At 71.8% G+C, this 16,738-nt stretch carries 17 protein-coding genes and 1 pseudogene; 5 read left to right on the top strand and 13 right to left on the bottom strand.

The window, feature by feature from the left end; genetic code table 11:
- Positions 1–32: 32 nt before the first annotated feature.
- A complete protein-coding gene (locus QSK25_RS20375; RefSeq protein WP_285640326.1) occupies positions 33–647 on the bottom strand; it encodes a class I SAM-dependent methyltransferase in 615 nt (204 codons plus the stop codon).
- Between the two features lie 60 nt (positions 648–707).
- On the opposite strand from QSK25_RS20375, the gene QSK25_RS20370 reads away from it, so the two are divergent.
- Complete coding sequence (locus tag QSK25_RS20370; RefSeq protein WP_285640325.1) at positions 708–1,862, top strand: glycosyltransferase; 1,155 nt, start codon at positions 708–710, stop codon at positions 1,860–1,862.
- 24 nt (positions 1,863–1,886) lie between these two features.
- Positions 1,887–4,889 carry an MGH1-like glycoside hydrolase domain-containing protein gene (locus tag QSK25_RS20365; RefSeq protein WP_285640324.1) on the top strand — a complete coding sequence of 1,001 codons (3,003 nt, stop codon included), beginning with the start codon at positions 1,887–1,889 and terminating at the stop codon, positions 4,887–4,889.
- Here the strand turns inward: QSK25_RS20365 and QSK25_RS20360 are convergent.
- The 3 genes from QSK25_RS20360 to QSK25_RS20350 form a co-directional block, all read right to left on the bottom strand.
- Entirely contained in the window at positions 4,886–5,491 is a 606-nt protein-coding gene (locus QSK25_RS20360) for a TetR/AcrR family transcriptional regulator (RefSeq protein ID WP_285640323.1), read from the bottom strand. The genes QSK25_RS20365 and QSK25_RS20360 overlap by 4 nt on opposite strands.
- 28 nt (positions 5,492–5,519) lie before the next feature.
- The gene (locus tag QSK25_RS20355) at positions 5,520–5,783 is read right to left on the bottom strand and encodes a hypothetical protein (RefSeq protein ID WP_285640322.1); all 264 of its coding nucleotides are present in this window, start codon (positions 5,781–5,783) and stop codon (positions 5,520–5,522) included.
- A gap of 72 nt (positions 5,784–5,855) precedes the next feature.
- A complete protein-coding gene (locus QSK25_RS20350) occupies positions 5,856–6,962 on the bottom strand; it encodes a hypothetical protein (protein ID WP_285640321.1) in 1,107 nt (368 codons plus the stop codon).
- Between the two features lie 47 nt (positions 6,963–7,009).
- Between QSK25_RS20350 and QSK25_RS20345 the strand changes: the two genes are divergently transcribed.
- Together QSK25_RS20345 and QSK25_RS20340 are read left to right on the top strand one after the other, a co-directional pair.
- Positions 7,010–7,900: a pentapeptide repeat-containing protein gene (locus tag QSK25_RS20345; RefSeq protein WP_285640319.1), complete on the top strand. Its 891-nt coding sequence runs from the start codon at positions 7,010–7,012 to the stop codon at positions 7,898–7,900.
- Positions 7,901–8,477: 577 nt separating this feature from the next.
- On the top strand, positions 8,478–8,888 hold the full coding sequence (locus QSK25_RS20340) for a hypothetical protein (RefSeq protein ID WP_285640317.1): 411 nt from the start codon (positions 8,478–8,480) through the stop codon (positions 8,886–8,888).
- 48 nt (positions 8,889–8,936) lie between these two features.
- Here the strand turns inward: QSK25_RS20340 and QSK25_RS20335 are convergent, their stop codons facing one another.
- The 5 genes from QSK25_RS20335 to QSK25_RS20315 are packed head-to-tail and all read right to left on the bottom strand — an operon-like array spanning position 8,937 to position 12,708.
- The gene (locus QSK25_RS20335) at positions 8,937–9,119 is read right to left on the bottom strand and encodes a hypothetical protein (protein WP_285640315.1); all 183 of its coding nucleotides are present in this window, start codon (positions 9,117–9,119) and stop codon (positions 8,937–8,939) included.
- The gene (locus QSK25_RS20330; protein WP_285640313.1) at positions 9,116–9,766 is read right to left on the bottom strand and encodes an SDR family oxidoreductase; all 651 of its coding nucleotides are present in this window, start codon (positions 9,764–9,766) and stop codon (positions 9,116–9,118) included. Before QSK25_RS20330 ends, QSK25_RS20335 begins: the two co-directional genes overlap by 4 nt.
- A 3-nt stretch (positions 9,767–9,769) precedes the next feature.
- On the bottom strand, positions 9,770–10,807 hold the full coding sequence (locus QSK25_RS20325) for a type III polyketide synthase (RefSeq protein WP_285640311.1): 1,038 nt from the start codon (positions 10,805–10,807) through the stop codon (positions 9,770–9,772).
- Positions 10,804–11,943, bottom strand: a complete 1,140-nt coding sequence (locus QSK25_RS20320; protein WP_285640310.1) for an acyl-CoA dehydrogenase family protein — start codon at positions 11,941–11,943, stop codon at positions 10,804–10,806. The genes QSK25_RS20325 and QSK25_RS20320 overlap by 4 nt, the downstream gene beginning before the upstream one ends.
- 3 nt (positions 11,944–11,946) lie before the next feature.
- Complete coding sequence (locus tag QSK25_RS20315; RefSeq protein ID WP_285640309.1) at positions 11,947–12,708, bottom strand: class I SAM-dependent methyltransferase; 762 nt, start codon at positions 12,706–12,708, stop codon at positions 11,947–11,949.
- Between QSK25_RS20315 and QSK25_RS20310 the strand changes: the two are divergent.
- Positions 12,673–13,416, top strand: a pseudogene (locus tag QSK25_RS20310) (UbiA family prenyltransferase); the annotation flags it as partial. The gene QSK25_RS20315 and the pseudogene QSK25_RS20310 overlap by 36 nt on opposite strands.
- Positions 13,417–13,491: 75 nt before the next feature.
- Here QSK25_RS20310 and QSK25_RS20305 read toward each other — a convergent pair.
- The 4 genes from QSK25_RS20305 to QSK25_RS20290 form a co-directional block, all read right to left on the bottom strand.
- A complete protein-coding gene (locus QSK25_RS20305; RefSeq protein WP_285640741.1) occupies positions 13,492–13,941 on the bottom strand; it encodes a DUF4383 domain-containing protein in 450 nt (149 codons plus the stop codon).
- 158 nt (positions 13,942–14,099) lie between these two features.
- Entirely contained in the window at positions 14,100–14,963 is an 864-nt protein-coding gene (locus QSK25_RS20300) for a MerR family transcriptional regulator (RefSeq protein WP_285640308.1), read from the bottom strand.
- The gene (locus QSK25_RS20295; RefSeq protein WP_285640307.1) at positions 14,963–15,256 is read right to left on the bottom strand and encodes a WhiB family transcriptional regulator; all 294 of its coding nucleotides are present in this window, start codon (positions 15,254–15,256) and stop codon (positions 14,963–14,965) included. Before QSK25_RS20295 ends, QSK25_RS20300 begins: the two co-directional genes overlap by 1 nt.
- Before the next feature lie 94 nt (positions 15,257–15,350).
- Positions 15,351–16,679: a TIGR01777 family oxidoreductase gene (locus tag QSK25_RS20290; RefSeq protein ID WP_285640306.1), complete on the bottom strand. Its 1,329-nt coding sequence runs from the start codon at positions 16,677–16,679 to the stop codon at positions 15,351–15,353.
- Between the last annotated feature and the right edge of the window lie 59 nt (positions 16,680–16,738).

The following is a 16,738-nucleotide window of genomic DNA, read 5'->3' as shown; positions in this document are numbered from 1 at the left end:
GAGATGCACGGGACGTCCGGCGATAACAGAAACTACTTCGGCTTCACCGCGACCAGTCGCTCGACCACGCCGAGCTTGAAGCGGTCCGTCCGTTCCAAGACGAGACCGTGGGCTTCTACCAGCGGCAACGGGCGGCGCAGGAAGTGTTCGCCCGCCATCGGCACGGTGATGCGTTCGAGCAGCCACTGCACGGCGCGGGTGAGGCGGGACGTGCCGGCGACGTGGTCGACCAGGACGAGGCGCCCGCCCGGTCGCAGGACCCGGACCATCTCGGCGAGTGCGGTCTCGTGGTCGGGGATCGCGCACAGGCCGAGGGTGCACACGACCGTGTCGAACGAGCCGTCGGCGAACGGCAGGGCGTGCGCGGTGCCCTGCCGCAACGTCACGGCCCGCCCCAGGCCGGCGGCGCGCGCCCGCGCCAGGCCGAGCATGCCGTCGCTCAGGTCGAGGCCGGTCAGCACGGTGCCGGCGGGGTAGTGCGGCAGGTTGAGGCCGGTGCCGACGGCGACCTCCAGCACCTCGCCGTGCGCCTGCGAGCACGCCCACGCGCGCGAGTCGCCGAAGACCTTGCGGTCCAGGACGCCGATCTCCCGGTCGTAGGTGGCGGACTTGCGGTCCCAGTAGTTCTGCCAGCGCGGCCGGTCCATGCCGTCCAGCGAAGCATCCCGCCTCGACTGGCGCGAGCAACTCCGCTAGATCTGTGTGCCGTGCGCGTCGTAGTGGTCTCCGGAGGCGATCCCGGTCATGTGGTGCCGGCCATCGCGTTGTGCCTGCGGTTCGCCGAAGCCGGCGACACCCCGATCCTGCTCACCGGCGACCGGTGGGTCGGCGCGGCGCGGGCGGAGGGCATCACCGCGTCCACCGTCGCGGGTCTGTCGCTCGCCGACCTCAAGGACGCGCCGGACCTCGGGCTCGCCCTGTGCGACCAGGCCGCGGAGCTGGCCACGGCGCTCGCTCCCCGGTTCGCCGTGCTCGAACCGGACCTGGTGGTGTGCGACGTCCTGGCGCTGGGCGCGAGCATGGCCGCGGAACTCGTCGGGGTGCCGTGGGCGCAGCTCTCGCCCCACCCGCTGTACGAACCGTCGAAGTGGCTGCCGCCGATGGGCAGCGGGCTGGCCGCCGGCACGGGCGTGCGCGGCCGGCTGCGCGACGCGGTGCTGCGCACACTGACGGCCAGGTCGCTGAAGCAGGGCGAACGGCAACGCGCCGTCGTCCGGCGGCGCATCGGTCTCGGCGCCCAGGAGACCGGGCGGATCGCGCGGTTGATCGCCACGCTCCCGGCGCTGGAGGTGCCGCGCCCGGACTGGCCGCGCGACGCGCACGTCGTCGGGCCGCTGCTGTGGGAGGCGAGCCGGGACGTGCTGACGCCACCTCCGGGAGACGCGCCGCTGGTGATGGTGGCGCCGTCGACGGCCTGGACCGGTGCGCGGGGCATGGCCGAGATGGCGCTGGAGGCCTTGGAGGAGCTGCGGGTGCGGGCGGTGATCTCGACGTTCGAGCCGTCGAGCGACCTGCCGGACTGGGCGCGGTCGGGGCCGGGCAAGCAGGACGAACTGCTGCGGCAGTCCGCCGTGCTGGTGTGCGGCGGTGGGCACGGGATGCTGGTCAAGGGGCTGCGGGCGGCGGTGCCGGTGGTGGTCGTGCCCGGCGGCGGTGACCAGTGGGAGATGGCCTGCCGGGTGGACCGGCAGGGGAGCGGGCTGATCGTCCGGCCGTCCACCGTGGACGGGCTGAGGGACGCCGTCGCGCGCGTGCTGGGCGACCCCGCGTTCGCGGCTGCGGCGGCACGGGCGGCCGCGACGGTGACTGATGTTCGTGATCCTGTGGAGGTATGTCGGACTGCGTTGACTCTTGCGCGTTGAGAGCGCTCCCACTTCAATGAGCCCATGCGCGTGTCAATGACGATGCTCGTGGTGGCGGCGTTATCCATTTCGACGGCATGGCCAGCGGTGGGGCATCCAGACCGCGCGGCCGCACCCGACCTGTATCCCCCGGTCGGCGCGGGCACCAGCTTCCTCGACCACTCCGACCTGCTCGGCAACGTTCCCGAACCGGCCTGGTACGAGGCCAACATCCCGTTCGTGGACCTGCCCGATCGCGAAATCCGCGACACCTACTACTACCGCTGGCGCACCTACAAAGAAGCGCTCAAGTACACGGGTCCGAAGGACGGCTGGATCGTCTCCGAGTTCCTCGGCCCGGTCGGCTACTCCGCACCGAACGGCGGCATCGTCGCCGCGGCGGGCCACCACGTCTACGAGGGACGCTGGCTGCGCGACCACCGCTACCTCGACGACTACGTCGACTACTGGCTGCGCGGCGCGGGTTCCGGGCCGAAGCCCGCCACCGACTTCCTGAACGAGAACACCACCGACTGGGCTCACCAGTACTCGTTCTGGGCCGCCGACGCCGTGGCCGCGCGCGCCGCCGTCGACGGCCGGGCGAAGTTCGCCGCGGACCGGCTGCCCGAGCTCACCCGGCAGTGGCAACGCTGGCAGCCGCAGTTCAACGAGGATCTTGGTCTCTACTGGCAGACGCCGGTGTGGGACGCGATGGAGTACACGGTCAGCTCCTACCAGAGCCCCGACCCGTACCACGGCGGCGACGGCTACCGGCCGACCCTCAACGCCTACCAGTACGGCGACGCCAGGGCGATCGCGGAGCTGTTCAGGGCACGCGGGGACACCACGAGCGCGCGCCGGTACGAGCAGGCCGCCGAAGCGCTCAAAGCCAACCAGGAACGCTGGCTCTGGGACGACGCGGGCAAGTTCTACAAGCACGTCATGCGCGACGGCAACCCCGGCCGCACGAAGCTCGCCGACCGCGAGTCGATCGGTTTCGTGCCGTGGTACTTCCACATGCCCCCGGCGGCGAACAGCGCGGCGTGGGCCCAGCTGACCGACCCGCAGGGGTTCGCGGCCCAGTACGGCCCGACGACGGCCGAGCGGCGCAGCCCGTGGTTCATGAAGGACGCGCTCAACGGCTGCTGCCGCTGGAACGGTCCCAGCTGGCCGTACGCGACCAGCCAGACGCTGACCGCGCTGGCGAACCTGCTGATCGACTACCCGAGCCAGCCCTACGTCGACCGCGACGACTTCGTCTCGGTGCTGCGCGGGTACGCGTTGACGCAGCGCAAGAACGGCGAGCCGTACGTGGCGGAGGCGCACCACCCGGACGAGAACCGGTGGATCTACGACGGCAAGGGCCACAGCGAGGACTACAACCACTCGACGTTCAACGACAACGTCCTGTCCGGCCTGCTCGGCATCCGCCCGCAGCTGGGCAACTCGCTGCAGCTCTCGCCGCTGGTCCCGGACTCGTGGAGCCACTTCGCCGTCGAGAACCTGCCGTACCACGGCCGCAACCTGACGGTGTTGTGGGACTCCGACGGCACGCGGTACGGCCAAGGCGCGGGGCTCAGGGTTTGGCTCGACGGCAGGCTCACCCACACCCAGCCGACCCTCGCGACCCTATGGCTCACCGTCCCGGCACGCACCACCCCGGACACCCCGGAGTTGGTCGACGACTTCTCCAACGTCAGCCGCACCGGCTTCCCGACGGCCCGCGCGTCCTACAGCTACAGCGCGGACCCGCCCACCAAGGCGATCGACGGTCAGGACTTCCACCTCGACGTCCCCGGCACGCGCTGGACGTCGTACGGCAGCCCGAACGCCGCCGACTGGCTGGAGGTCGACCTCGGCGCCCCGACGCGGATCTCCGACCTGCGCCTGGTGTTCTACGACGACGGCGGGGGAGTGCGCGTGCCGACGACGTTCGACCTCCAGCACTGGGACGGCTCTGCGTGGCGTGACCTGCCGGGTCAGCGCAGAACGCCGGCTCAACCCGTGGCCCGCCAGGTGAACCGCGTGCTCGTGGAACCGGCGGTCACCACCAGCCGGGTGCGGGTCCTGCCGCGCCGCGCGGACGGGGGAGCCGTCGGGATCACGTCGTTCTCGTCGTGGCGGGCACCGGTCGCGGGCTTGTCCGCGACGGTTCCGGACGATCTCGCGCTCCGTGCCGGTACCGTCGAGACCACGACGACTTTGCAGGCACAGCAACCGTTGCGCGGCGTGCGGGCCACGCTCGCGGTGCCGCCAGGATGGTCCGCGGTCGCTCTCACGCCCGCCACCGCCGCCACGCTCAACCCCGGCCGCGGTCTCGTCACGCGCTGGCGGATCACCGCACCGGCCACGAAACTCGGTGACCGCGCGCCGATCCGGTTGCTGGCCACGGCTTCCGGCAGCACCGGCGCCACCTCGGCGCTGACGTCGGCGCAGGCCGTCTTCGACCCCGCCGACTACGGCACGGTGGTCTGGGACGACACCTACGACACGGACCGGCTCGGTTCGTACCGGGTGGACGGTCCGTTCGGCGAGCCGTCACCGGCGCTGAAGGTCGCGAACGGCGTGCTGACGGCGAGTGCGGGATCCAGGGCGGGAGCGGTGCTGGCCGCACCTGTCGCCGGCAGCGCGAAGGGCACCGCGATCGTGGTGGAACCCGGGGCGTTCGCGGGGTCGGCGCCGGAGGACAGCCTGTTCCTCGGCCAGAGCGCAGGGAACCGCGACTTCGCGCTGGCCTGGTTCAACAACGCGGGCAAGGCGTCCGGTGTCGACGTGACGGTCGGTGGCACGAGGCGTGGTGACGAGGCCACCGGCGGCTGCTGCGCCACGCTGACCTGGGCCGCGGGCGACCAGCTCGCCGTCGTGCTGGAGAACGGTCAGCTCACCAGCTGGCAGCAGCACGCGCACCGGTGGACGTTGCTCAGGTCGGCCCCGATCGGCACGGCGGTCGCCCCGGACGTGGTCGCGGGCTGGGCACCGGCCCTCGGCCTGCGCCTGGACGCGGGCGCGCTCGCGATCGACAGGTTCACCGTCCGCACCAAGGCCTAGCCGCAGACGCGCTCGACCAGGACCCGCCAGCTGGTGATCAGGTTCTCCACCACGGCGTCCAGGTCGGGCGCGTCGTCCTGCGACTGCAGGTACAGCAGGATCGGCCCTTCCAGCGCGGCAACGAGCTGCAACGCGAGCGTGCCGCTCAGCGCGTCGCCGGGGGACGCCTCGGACAGCAGCATCTGCACGTGGAAGAGCGACGGGCTCTCGTTCGCGACCACGGGCTGGCCTGGGTCGAGCGACGCGCGCGCCAGGACCATGTGCCGCGCCAGGAACTCGAGGCGCGCCCGCCCGAACGCGACGAGCCGGTCCGCCGCCGGGGCGCCCGGCCCGAGCGGCGGCGGACCGCTCATCACCTCGCGCTGGAACCGGATCTCCTCCTCGTCCAGCAGTGCGTGGAAGATGCCCGCCCGCGTGCGGAACCGGCGGAACACCGTGCCCTTGCCGAGCCCGGCGCGGTCGGCGAGGCCGTCCATCGTGACCTTGTCGGCGCCGAGTTCGGCGACCATCTCCCGCGCGACCTCGATGAGGTGCGCGCGGTTGCGTGCGGCATCGGCCCGCTCTTCACGGGGTCGTCCCAACGGCAGCGCGACAGGTTCCACGCCCCGCACGCTACCTGTCGATCACCGGTCAGCGCCGGAAGGCGGAGTCGACGAAGCCGCGGATCAGCTTCCACAGCTCCTCCGGGTCGTCCTCGCGCAGCACGTCCGTGCCGTGGAGGCCACCAGCGACGATCTCCAGGTGCTGGCCGAACGCGAGCCGAGAGCACATGTGGCAACCCTGCTCGTGCGACAGCAGGACACCGCGATCGTCGCTGCCGAGCTCCACAGCGGACAGCCGTGCACCGTCCGAAGTGGTCAGTGTGAAGACGCTGGGGTCCAGACCTTCCGGCACGCACACAGTGGAACGAGAACGGTGGAACGTGCGGTCGTGTCCCGCATGCTGCCGACGAGTTCTGAGGAGGTGTCAGCGCCTCAGCAGTGCGTACGCCTGGGTGACCTGCTCGTTGACCAGTCGCAGGTCGGCGGGCCCGTACTGGCGGCTGACCAGGATGAGCTGTTCGTAGGTCCGGATGGCGTTGGTGGCGAGGCGTTCGACGGCCGCGGCCTCGCTCCGGCCGTGGTGGCAGGCGAGCATCCAGGCGAGCTGCGACCGCGCGTTGGCGGCGTTGCCGATCAGCTCCTCGAACTGCCGCACGGACTCGGGGTGCTGCGCGCGGAACCGCTGGACCGTCGTCTCGACCCGCGACGGATCGCCGTGCGTCGGGTCGAGGTCGGTGTAGAGCGCCTCCGCGGTGCGCGCGGCCTCCACGGCCTGGGGCCCGTTGCCGATGTTGTTGTGCAGGGTGGCCGCGTCGTAGTGCAGGCGCGCGATCTGCGGCTGGTGGGCGATCCCGGTGGGGTCCTGGCGCCGCAGTCGTTCGAGCCGGCCGAGGGCCCGCTGGTTCGCCTTGAGCTCCGGGCTCGACCTGGGCTTCCGCGAGGGGCCGGGCACGGGCGTGCGCGGACCGGGCTGCTGCCGCAGGCTGCGGCGCGCGTCGTCGAGCTGGGTGGCGATCCGGTCGACGTCGGCCTGCGTCGTCTCGTCGCCGTGCCGGTGCAGCTGCCCGTACGTGTCGAGGGGAGTGGTGCCGGGTGCCTTGCCCTCGTACTTCGCGAGCAGGCGGGCGAGCCTCGCGGCCGCGTCGGCGGCGTGCCGGATCAGGGTCTCCGGAGCGATCCCGTCCGTGCGCATCTCGCGCAACTGGCGGGCGACCGCGGCGGGGTCACCGGAGGCAGGGTCGAACGCCGCGTACGTCCGCACGGCGCTCTGGGCGGCGGCGACGGCCTCGTCACCACGCCCGAGCGCGTCGAGGACCGTGGCCCGGTTGTACTGGACCCCGGCGAGCTGGAACCGGTGGAACGCCTGGCCGGGCTCGCGTTCGATGAGCTCGCTGATCGTCTTCTCCAGCAGTTCGCTGTGCCGCAGCGCCCCGTGCAGGTCCTGCGCGCGGACCGCCGCCTCGAACCGCTGGTGCTCGACGGTCGCCTTCGCGCGGAGCCTGGTGGCCGTCCGTCCCCCGAACATCCCCATCACTCCACCGTGACAGCCCGGCTGCTGTCTGTCACTACTGTGGTCGTATGACAAGCGCCAGGGGAGTCGCCCTCAGCAACCGGGCCATCGCGGTCATCGGCGTCGGGTTGCTGGCGGTCGGCGCGGTGTTCACCGCGTTGCTGCTGTGGCAGTTCGGCGACGACCGGCCGGTCACCAAGGCCCGCCTGGAGGCCATCAAGGTCGCCGGCACGATCGTCGTGGCGGCAGGCGGTCTGGTGGCCCTGTGGCTCGCCGCCCGCAAGCAGCGCTCGACGGAGCTGGAACTCGGCCGCCAGCTCGCGGCCGACGCGGCCAACCAGCTGGACGCCGCCGAACGCCGCATCACCGAGCTCTACACCAAGGCCGCCGACCAACTCGGCAGCGACAAGGCACCGGTGCGGCTGGCCGGGCTGTACGCGCTGGAACGTGTCGGCATCGGCGCGCCGGACCAGCGGGCGACGATCGTGAACGTCATCTGCGCCTACCTCCGGATGCCACACGCCGCGCCCAACCTCGACGAGCAGAGTCCTGAGGAGTACGAACGCATCAAGCAGGAGGACCAGGTGCGCCTCACCGCGCAGCGCATCCTGAGCCGTCACCTCTCGACGTTGGTGGACGCGAGCGGCACCAGCGAGAACCGCTGGCAGCGCCTGCACATCGACCTGACCAGCGCCAACCTCCAGGACGCCGACTTCGCGCAATGCGACCTGACCGACGCCGACTTCACCAGGGCCGACCTGAGCGGGGCACGGCTCACGTCGGCGACCCTCACGCACGCGAGGTTCACGAGCGCCCTCCTGCGGGGAACGGATCTGCGCAACGCCCAGGCGGTGCGGGCCGACTTCAGCGATGCCCTGCTCTCCGGCGCGGACCTGACCGGTGCGACGACGACGGACGCGATCTTCACCGGCGCGAAGACGGACCGCGTCCGGCGGTAGTCGGCTGCGCTGCCGGACCAGCCCGGCAGCGATCTCCGGTCTCCTGGCGCAAGTGGTGATCGCCGCCGGGCGGGTTGACTGCCGGGTGTGCACACGACGCTGCTGATCGCGGTGACGCCCATGCGTTCCGCATCGGTTCACCTCTCCGGCTGACGGCTTGAATCTTGACATTCAATGTCCAGGTTCCCTACGTTCGCCCTGTCAGTGCCGGGTCGTGACGACCGAGGAGAACCTGGATGTCCAGTATCCTGATTGTATGGGACGGTTTTCGCCGGCGTGTGGAGCGCGGCCAGCGCCGCCAAGGTCCGCGGCGAGCACGGACTGTCCGAAGAGGACCTCCGGATCACGCTGATCAGCGCGGGTGACGACAGGGTGATCAGGCCCCGGCTCTACGAGCCGGTCCGCTTCGAGCCGGCCTCCTGCGTCACCTGCCTGGCGCTCGGCCCGGCCGGCGCGGTCGTGACGTCCGGCTGGGACCGCGAGGTGCACATGACCGAGCACGTCGCCAAGGACCTCAAGCAGACCATCGACCAGCAGCGGACCTACCCACCCGGTAACACCGACGAAGGACCGTCACGTGAAACTCCTGCTCGACCGGATCAGCCTCGCCTTCATCGCGCTCACGTCGGCGTACGTCGGCTTCTTCGCGTACTTCGCGCCGAAGACCTGGTTCGACACGTTCCCCGGCCTGGGCCTGCGCTGGCTGCCGCAACTCGGCCCGTACAACGAGCACTTCGCCAAGGACGTCGGCGCGGCGTACCTCGCGTTCACCGCGCTGAGCCTGATGGCGTTGCTGTACGCCAAGAAGCAGGCGGTGGTGCCACTCGCGGGTGCCCCGCTGCTGGTGTTCAACACGTTGCACTTCGTCTACCACCTGACGATGCTGCACATGTACGAACCGCGCGACCAGGTGCTCAACGTCGTGCTGCTGAGCCTGCTCGTGGTGCTGTCGGTGATCCTGGTGCTCCCGGACCGCACACGCCGCTGACCTTCAGGCCGGCGCGCGGGTCAGGGCGGCGGGCCACCCGCGGCGGGGTCAGGACGGCGAGCCCAGGCTCCTGCCGTACCGCCGAGCCAGCCGGACGATCGCCGTCGAGGCGGGAGCGACCACGACGTCGAGCAGTCGGGTGACCGGGGCCCACGAACCCAGCCGCGCGACCTCCCACCAGCGCGGCACGGCCACGGTCCGGGAGACCCGCGCGGTCAGGCACTTCTTCACCGCACGAGCCACGTTCCCCGGATCGGCCCCTGCGGAGAGACGGTGCGGTGCGACGTGCTCGGCCGCCTGCCGTTGAGCTCCCGCGAGAGCCACTCGGTGCGGATCGGCCCCGGACAGACGACGTGCACCCGCACGCCGCGCGGCACCTCCCTGCGCAACCCGAGCGCCAGCCCCAGCACGCCGGCTTTGGTGGCGGAGTAGAGCGACAGCGGCGGTATCGGGACCCACGCGCTCACCGACGACATCATCACCACGTGCCCGCCTCGGGCGCCGAAAGCGGGCAGGACGAGCCGGGTCAGGTCCGCGACGGCGGTGAAGTTGACGTCCACCAGAGTGCTCACCTGGTCACCGGTGAGGTCGCCGAGCTTGCCGACGCGGCCCTGTCCGGCGTTGTTCACCAGGGCGTCGATCCGGCCGAACCGCTCGGCCACCGCGCGGACGAGCCGTTCCCGATCGGCCGGGACGGTGACGTCGCAGCACATGCCCCAGGCGCGGGGGATCTCGCGCAGCGCGGCGTCCAGGCGTTCCTGGTCACGGCCGCAGATCGCGACGTGCGCACCGTTGCGGGCGAGCAGCCGGGCGGTGGTCCGGCCGATGCCGGCGGTGCCTCCGGTGATCAGAACAACGGTGCCTGCCAGGGATCGCACGGTTCACCTCGCGCTCAGGAGCGTGACGTACAGGGTCAGACCGGGACCGAACGCCATCGCCACCACGGGGTCGCCGGGGCGCAACGGCGTGGTGCGCAGCAGTTCGTCGAGGACCATCAGGACCGTCGCCGAGGAGCAGTTGCCGTTGTGGCGCAGGACGTGCCGCGACGGTGCGAGCGCGTCCGGTGGCAGACCGAGCTCGTGCCCGACGGTGTCGAGGATGCGCGGCCCGCCGGGGTGAACGGCCCAGCCGCGCACGTCGGGGACGGTCAGGCCGTGCTCGGTCAGCAGGCGTTCGACCGCCTGCCGCACGTGCTTGCCCAGCACCTCGGGCACCTGCGGCGACAACGACATCCGGAACCCGTGGTCGGTGACCGTCCACGTCATGTGGTCCGCCGTGGCCGGATCGGTGACCGCGCTGGTGGCGACGACCTCCAGCGCGCCGGGTCCGGGACTGACGACGATCGCCGTGGCCGCGTCCCCGAACAGCGCGTGGGACACGATCTGGCCGACGTCCCTTGTGGACGGCTGGACGTGCAGGGACGTGAGTTCCAGGCACAACATCACCGCGGGACGCCGGTGCGCGTTGACGTAGCCGGCGACGGTGGCCATCGCGGGCAGTGCGGCGTAACAACCCATGTGCCCGACGAGCAGCCGTTGCGCGTCGCCTGCCAGTTCCAGCGAGGCGGCCAGTTGCACGTCGAGTCCCGGCGCGGTGTACCCGGTGCAGGACACGACGGTGAGCTGGCCGACGTCAGCGGCTTCCAGACCGGCCTCGGTCAGGGCGGTGGACACGGCCTCGTGCCCCAACGGCCGCGCGTACGCGTCGTAGAGCCGCATGCGCTCACCGGTCGTGCTCTCCGACAGGTCGAGGTCGAGCGGGCTGATGACGGCGTGCCGTCGTTCGACGCCCGCGGCGGCGAAGATCCGCCCGGCCGCCCGGCTCTCTCCCAGGAGCGTGCGGAAGTGCTGGTCCCACAGCACGTTCTGCTCGATCGGGCGAGGGAGCGCCGTGCTGATCGCGGCGATGTGCGCGGTCACCAGCGGGCCTCGTCCGGGTCGTCGCCCAGCGCGGCGGCACCGAGCCAGTCCGCGCACACGTCCGATGTGGCCGGTTGCAACGCTCCGCACCGCGCGTCCCGGTAGAGCCGCTCCAGCGGATGTCCCCGGCGCGTCGCCGCCGCACCTGCCGCCTCCAGCACCGAGAACGCGACCCCGGCCGCGGTGTCACCGGCGGTCAGCTTGGCCCGCCACACCCACCGGTTCGTCTCCGGGCTGCCGGGATCGTCGGTGACCAGCCTCGCTGCCTTCCTGACGACGAGCTCGGCGGCGGCCACCTGCACGTCGGCGCGGCCGAGGCGGGCGCGGACCATCGGGAGGGTGTGCAGCCCGCGCTCGCGGAGGTGCTCCGCGCCGTGGCGGAGCACGGCCTGGGCGACACCGACGTAGACAGCGGCGTACGACGCGACCAGCCACTGCGGCATCACCTGTGCCAGCAGCAGGGCCGCGCCCTCGATCCCGCCCACCAGGGCGTCCTCACCGACCTCGGTGTCGAGGTGCAGGTCGTGGCTCCCCGTGGCGCGCATGCCGAGCGAGTCCCAGGTCCGCTGGACCTCCACACCGGGACCGGCGGGGACGAGGAAGTAGGAGATCTTCGGTTCCTCGGAGGCGTTGTCCCTGGCCGCCACCAGGTAGGCGTCCGCGTGGCCGGCGCCGGAGACGAACGTCTTCGCGCCGTGGAGGCGGAAGCCGGAGTTCGTCCGTTCGTAGCTCGTGCGCACCTGGGACAGCCGGGATCCGATGCCGCGTTCGCTCATCGCCACGGCGTACAGCGCACCCTCGGCCGCGGCCTTCAGCACGCGGTCGCGGAAGGCGAAGAAGGTCTCCGCGCCGCCGAACTGCCGGACGAGGTCGTCCGGCGTGTGCGCGAAGGCCCCGGTCACCGACGCGTGCATGTTGAAGATCAACGCGGTCGCCCCGGACCCGCTGCCCAGCCGCACCGCGACGTCCGTGTACTCCGCGAAGGAGGCACCTGCTCCGCCGAGGTGCCGCGGGGTCATCAGACCCAGCAACCCGGCCTCGCGCAGGTCGGCGAAGTCGTCCTCGGGGAAGTCACCGGACTCGTCGTACCGCGCCGCCCGGCCCGCCACGCGTTCGGTCAGGGAGTGCAGGTTCAAGGATCATCCCTTCTTGCGGCCGGTGCCCTGGAAGAGGACGGCCGTGGTCGCGGTCGGCACCATGCGGACAGCGGTTCCGCGCCGCACCGACCACGCGAGCAGGCCGGGCAACGACGGGCGGATACCCTGCAATTCCACGTGCACACCGCCGCGAGCACATTCACGGGCCAAGGCCTCGCGATCGACCAGCAACGCGGGATCGTGCACGCCGGGTGGTGCCAGGCCGACGCGTTCGGCGACCGTGATGGCCACGAAGCGGCACAGCGCGGTGTCGGCCAGGGTGTCCAGCACCAGCAGGCCGCCGGGCCTGAGCAGGCGGCAGGCCTCCGCGACCGCACCCGCGAGGTCGTGGACGTGCTCGAGGACCTCGCCCGCGACCACGACGTCCGCGCACCCGTCGGGCAACGGCAGGGCGAGCACGTCGCCGCGGATCGTGCGGACGCCACGCGCTCGTGCCTGGCGCAGAGCGGATTGCGAGGTGTCGACGCCGATGTGGCGGTAACCCCGCACGTGCGGTGCGAGCAGCCCGGCACCGCAGCCGAGGTCGACCAGGACCGCGCCGGGGTGCGGTGCCGGGACGAGCCGGGCGCGTGCCGCCGCCAGCCAGTGCAACATCGCGAACGGTCCGCGTGGCTGCCACCACTGGTCCGCGAGCCGTTCGTACAGCTCGGGATCGTTCGGTTCGAGATCGTCCTGCGGGTGGTCCGCGGGTGGGCAGACTGGAGATCCATGGGTCGCATCGAAGCTCTTGCGCGTGCCTGTCATCCGTTACCCGCTCTCGCCGTCACCGCGGTCGCCACCGCGCTGGCCGTCGCCACCGGCAGATCGGTGGCGGGGCTGGTGGCGGTCGCCGTGGCGGTGCTGGCCGGTCAGCTGTCGGTGGGGTGGCTCAACGACTTCCTCGACGCGGACAGGGACGCGCGTGTCGGCCGCAGGGACAAGCCGGTCGCCTCCGGTGCCGTGTCACGTCCGCTGGTGCTGACGGCCACGATCATCGCCGCGGTGGCAGCGGTTCTGGTGTCGCTGCTGTCCGGTGTGGACGCCACCGTCGTCCACGTCGTGATGCTGTGCTCGGCGTGGGCCTACGACCTCGGCCTGAAAGCCACCGCGTTTTCCGTTGTGCCCTATGCGGTTTCGTTCGGGCTGCTGCCCACGTTCATCACGCTCGGCGGACCGGGCGACCAGTGGGCGCCGGGGTGGCTGATGGTGGCGGCCGCCGTGCTCGGCAGCGCCGCGCACTTCGCCAACGTCATCCCTGACCTCGACGACGACGCGGCCACCGGTGTCCGCGGCCTGCCCCACCGACTCGGCGAGACCGCCAGCGCGGCGGCTGCGGCCGCGCTGGCGGTGATCACCGGACTGGTTCTCGCGTTCGGGCCACCGGGGCCCGTCACGACGGCGGGCCTGATCGCCGTGCCGTTGTCGGTCGTGATCCTCGTGATCGGCAAGACACGCGGCCGCCGTCCCGGATCGCGGGCGAACTTCACCGCGTTGCTCGCGGTCGCGGTCGTCGACGTCGCACTGCTGATCATCGTCGGGGGAGGGGCGCTAGACCCGGCGGCCGCGCGCGTTGGCACCCCGGCCGAGCGCGAACCCCAGTCCCGCCATGCCGACGGCCAGCAACAGGTGCAGCCAGTTGTCGGCCGTGTTGAGCGGAACGAAGTTCGCGGCGCTGTCGTGGTCGATCACCAGGCCGTACAACCACAACAGCAGGTAGACGACGCCTCCGCCGACCAGGTACCGGTACGCGCCGGGGGCCGTGCGGGACATCAGGAATCCGACGACGCCGAACGCCAAGTGCACGATGTTGTGCAGGATCGACACCATGAAGACACCGAGCAACATCGCCTGGGACTCGTGCCCGGCGAACATCAGGGTGTCGTAGTTGGTGGTGAGACCCGGGATGAAGCCGGCGACGCCGACCAGAACGAACACGACGCTGACGGCCAGTGCGGCCTTCTGCACGGGCGTCCGCACGGCGTCTCGGGTTGCTGCCATGACCACTCCAAGGAAGCAGGGACTCGCTTCGGTCGTGCCCGGCTACCCGTGCCATTGGTGAACAAACAGATGCCGGAGCACGATCTCGGTCGGAGTGGTCAGGCCCGCCGCCACCGGTGAGGCCGGCGCCTCCTGCGAGCCTCCGCGGGCGGACGTCGTCACGGATGCGTGTGGTTCAGCACGACTTCCAGTGCTTCCGTCAGCGTGGCGGGTCGTCGCACGAACGACGGCAGGGGCACGCCCTCCCACCCCGGGCCCGCGACCGCGATCACGGTGTGCGTCCGCTCGACGAGGTCGGCCAGCGGGACCTGGAGAGCGAGTTCGCGCCGGTGCGCCCACACCAGTGCGACGGCGGGGTGCAGGCGGAGGACCGCCTCGAACAACGCCTCCGCGGGTACCCGTGCTCCCAAGCTGCGCCAGACGCGTCCCTTCTCGGACAAGGCGGCCCCGAGTGCTTCCAGCGGCAGCCAGTGCTGTTCGTCCGGTGCGCACGCCAGCAGGGCCGCGAGCACTCCGGGGCCTGCCGCGCGCGGTGTCGCGCGCAGGGCGAACAGGACGCTCGCGCTGGCGAGGTGCTCGACCTCCACGCCCCGTCCCGTTTCGGCGACGAGATCGCCCAGTTCCACGAACACCGGGACGAAGACGTTCTCCCACACCGGGATCACGCCGTGGTCGGCGATCAGCTTCTCCGCGAGGTCGGTCATCATGGGCTCGTCGAGGCGCCTGGCCGCGGCCAGGAATCCCCGCCGTGCGGCGAGGGCCTGTTCCGCGCTGATCGAGGTGCGGGAACCGCCGGGACGGGCCACCGGGTCCTGGTGTGCGAGAACGGCGGCGGCCGCCGCGGACACGCCCTGCGCGGTCAGGAGCACCATCTTGCGCAGCACCTCGACGTCCGCGTCCGCGTAACGGCGGTGTCCGCCCTCGGTGCGAGCCGTGGGGCCCAGGCCGTAGCGCTGGTCCCACGTGCGCAGCGTGGTGGGGGCGATGCCGAGCATCTGCGCCACAGCGCGGGGCGTGTACATCAGGACTTGGTCTTGCGTGCGCGCTTCGCGAGGATCGCCCGCAGTTCGCTCTCGCCGAGACCACCCCAGATGCCGAAGGTCTCCTGCACCTCCAGGGCGTGCGACCGGCACTTCTCCATGACGGGACAGCGCTGGCAGATCGCCTTCGCCGCCGCCTCACGTGCTTCCCGTGCCGCACCGCGTTCGTTGGGGGTGTGGAAGAAGGAGGTGCTGTCCATGCCGCGGCACAGCCCGGACAGCTGCCACTCCCACGACTCGGCGACCGGTTGAGGCAGACGGGACAGTTCAGGCATGGCGCACGTCCTCGGGTGAGTCGGCCTCGGTGTTGTTCGCCAATCGTAAAATCGACTCAGAATCGACGCAACTCGGGGGTTGTCGAACCGGCTCTCAGTCCGCGACGCGGCCCAGCACGTGACGCAGTGCCGGTTCCAGCTCCGGGTGGCGGAACGCGTGCCCGGCCTTGACGAGCGCCGCCGGGCGGACCAGTTGGCTCGCCTCCGCCAGTTCCTTCGCGCCCTGCTCGCCCAGGAGCAGCCGCGGCCCGAACGACGGCACGGGCAGCAGGGCGGGACGGCGCAGCACCTCGGCGAGCGTCTTCGCGTAGCCGGCGTTGCGCACGGCTCCGGGTGCGACGGCGTTGACCGGCCCGCTGAGCGAGTCGTCGTACAGCGCCCGGTGGTAGACGTCGACCAGGTCGTCCATGCTGATCCAGGACTGCCACGCCCGCCCGTCGCCGAGCCTGCCGCCCAGGCCCGCCGCGAACAGCGGGTGGAACAGGCGCAGGGTGCCGCCGTCGGGCGACTGGACCAGCCCGGTGCGCACGGTCACGACCCGCGCGCCACCCGACGAGGCGGGATCGGTGGCGGCCTCCCAGTCCGCGACCACGTCGGCCAGGAAACCCTCGCCGCGCCCGCTGTCCTCGGTGAGCTCCTCGTCGCCGCGATCGGCTCCGTAGAACCCGATGGCCGACGCGCTCACGAAGACGGGCACGCCGCAGGAGGCGGCCACGGCGGCGAGCGCACGGGTCGGTCCGATCCTGGAGGAGCGGATCGCACGCCGGTGCGACTCGGTGAACCGGCCGGCGATCGACGCGCCGGCGAGGTGCACCACGGCGTCCACCCCGGCCAGCAGGTCCGGTGCCGGGCGGTCCGGGTCCCAGCGCCGCTGCGAGGGATCGGCGGGGGAGTGCCGCACCAGCCTGACCACCCGGTGGCCGGCGGTGCTCAGGAACGCCCCGAGCGCCCGTCCCACGAACCCGCTGCCGCCGGTGATGGCCACCGTCCGCGGCCGGTCGCCCGCCGCCCGCGCCGCCGCCTGCGCGGCGAGGTCGGCGGCGACCTGGCGGTGCCGGTAGGCGAACATGGACCGCAGCAACGCGCCGGGCACCGGGGTGTCGACCCGGTCGGTCATCCTCGTCCGGTCGCCCTCGGCCTCGAACTCGTGGGAGTGCCGCCACTTCAGCCCCCAGCGCAACGGTGCGGAGTCCAGTTCGTCGACGAACCGGTGCGGCGGCGCGTACCCGGTGTGCCGCGCGCCCCAGCGGAGTCCGAGCGGCAGTCCCAGAACGGCCCGGCCGCCGTCGAGACTGCTCGCTTCCCGGACCACCGAGACGGGTTGCCAGGGAGGCGTGAGGCGGTGGATGGCGCCCGGTCGTGCGTGCCAGGCGAACACCTCGTCCAGCGGCGCGTCGACGACACTGGAGAAGATCAGGGTCATGACCCAACGCTAAGCGCCACCTCCCGCGTTCGCTTGATGGCAGCACGACCGCACGAGCC

This window comes from Lentzea sp. NBRC 102530 (assembly GCF_030269365.1).
Lineage (GTDB): Bacteria > Actinomycetota > Actinomycetes > Mycobacteriales > Pseudonocardiaceae > Lentzea.
This window is presented reverse-complemented; position numbering and strand designations above follow the sequence as displayed.

Bases quoted from the DNA above. Each gene is read 5' to 3' on its own strand.
- QSK25_RS20375 (WP_285640326.1), bottom strand. From the start codon at position 647: ATGGACCGGCCGCGCTGGCAGAACTACTGGGACCGCAAGTCCGCCACC.
- QSK25_RS20365 (WP_285640324.1), top strand. From the start codon at position 1,887: ATGCGCGTGTCAATGACGATGCTCGTGGTGGCGGCGTTATCCATTTCG.
- QSK25_RS20350 (WP_285640321.1), bottom strand. From the start codon at position 6,962: ATGGGGATGTTCGGGGGACGGACGGCCACCAGGCTCCGCGCGAAGGCG.
- QSK25_RS20345 (WP_285640319.1), top strand. From the start codon at position 7,010: ATGACAAGCGCCAGGGGAGTCGCCCTCAGCAACCGGGCCATCGCGGTC.
- QSK25_RS20315 (WP_285640309.1), bottom strand. From the start codon at position 12,708: ATGACAGGCACGCGCAAGAGCTTCGATGCGACCCATGGATCTCCAGTC.
- QSK25_RS20305 (WP_285640741.1), bottom strand. From the start codon at position 13,941: ATGGCAGCAACCCGAGACGCCGTGCGGACGCCCGTGCAGAAGGCCGCA.
- QSK25_RS20300 (WP_285640308.1), bottom strand. From the start codon at position 14,963: ATGTACACGCCCCGCGCTGTGGCGCAGATGCTCGGCATCGCCCCCACC.
- QSK25_RS20295 (WP_285640307.1), bottom strand. From the start codon at position 15,256: ATGCCTGAACTGTCCCGTCTGCCTCAACCGGTCGCCGAGTCGTGGGAG.
- QSK25_RS20290 (WP_285640306.1), bottom strand. From the start codon at position 16,679: ATGACCCTGATCTTCTCCAGTGTCGTCGACGCGCCGCTGGACGAGGTG.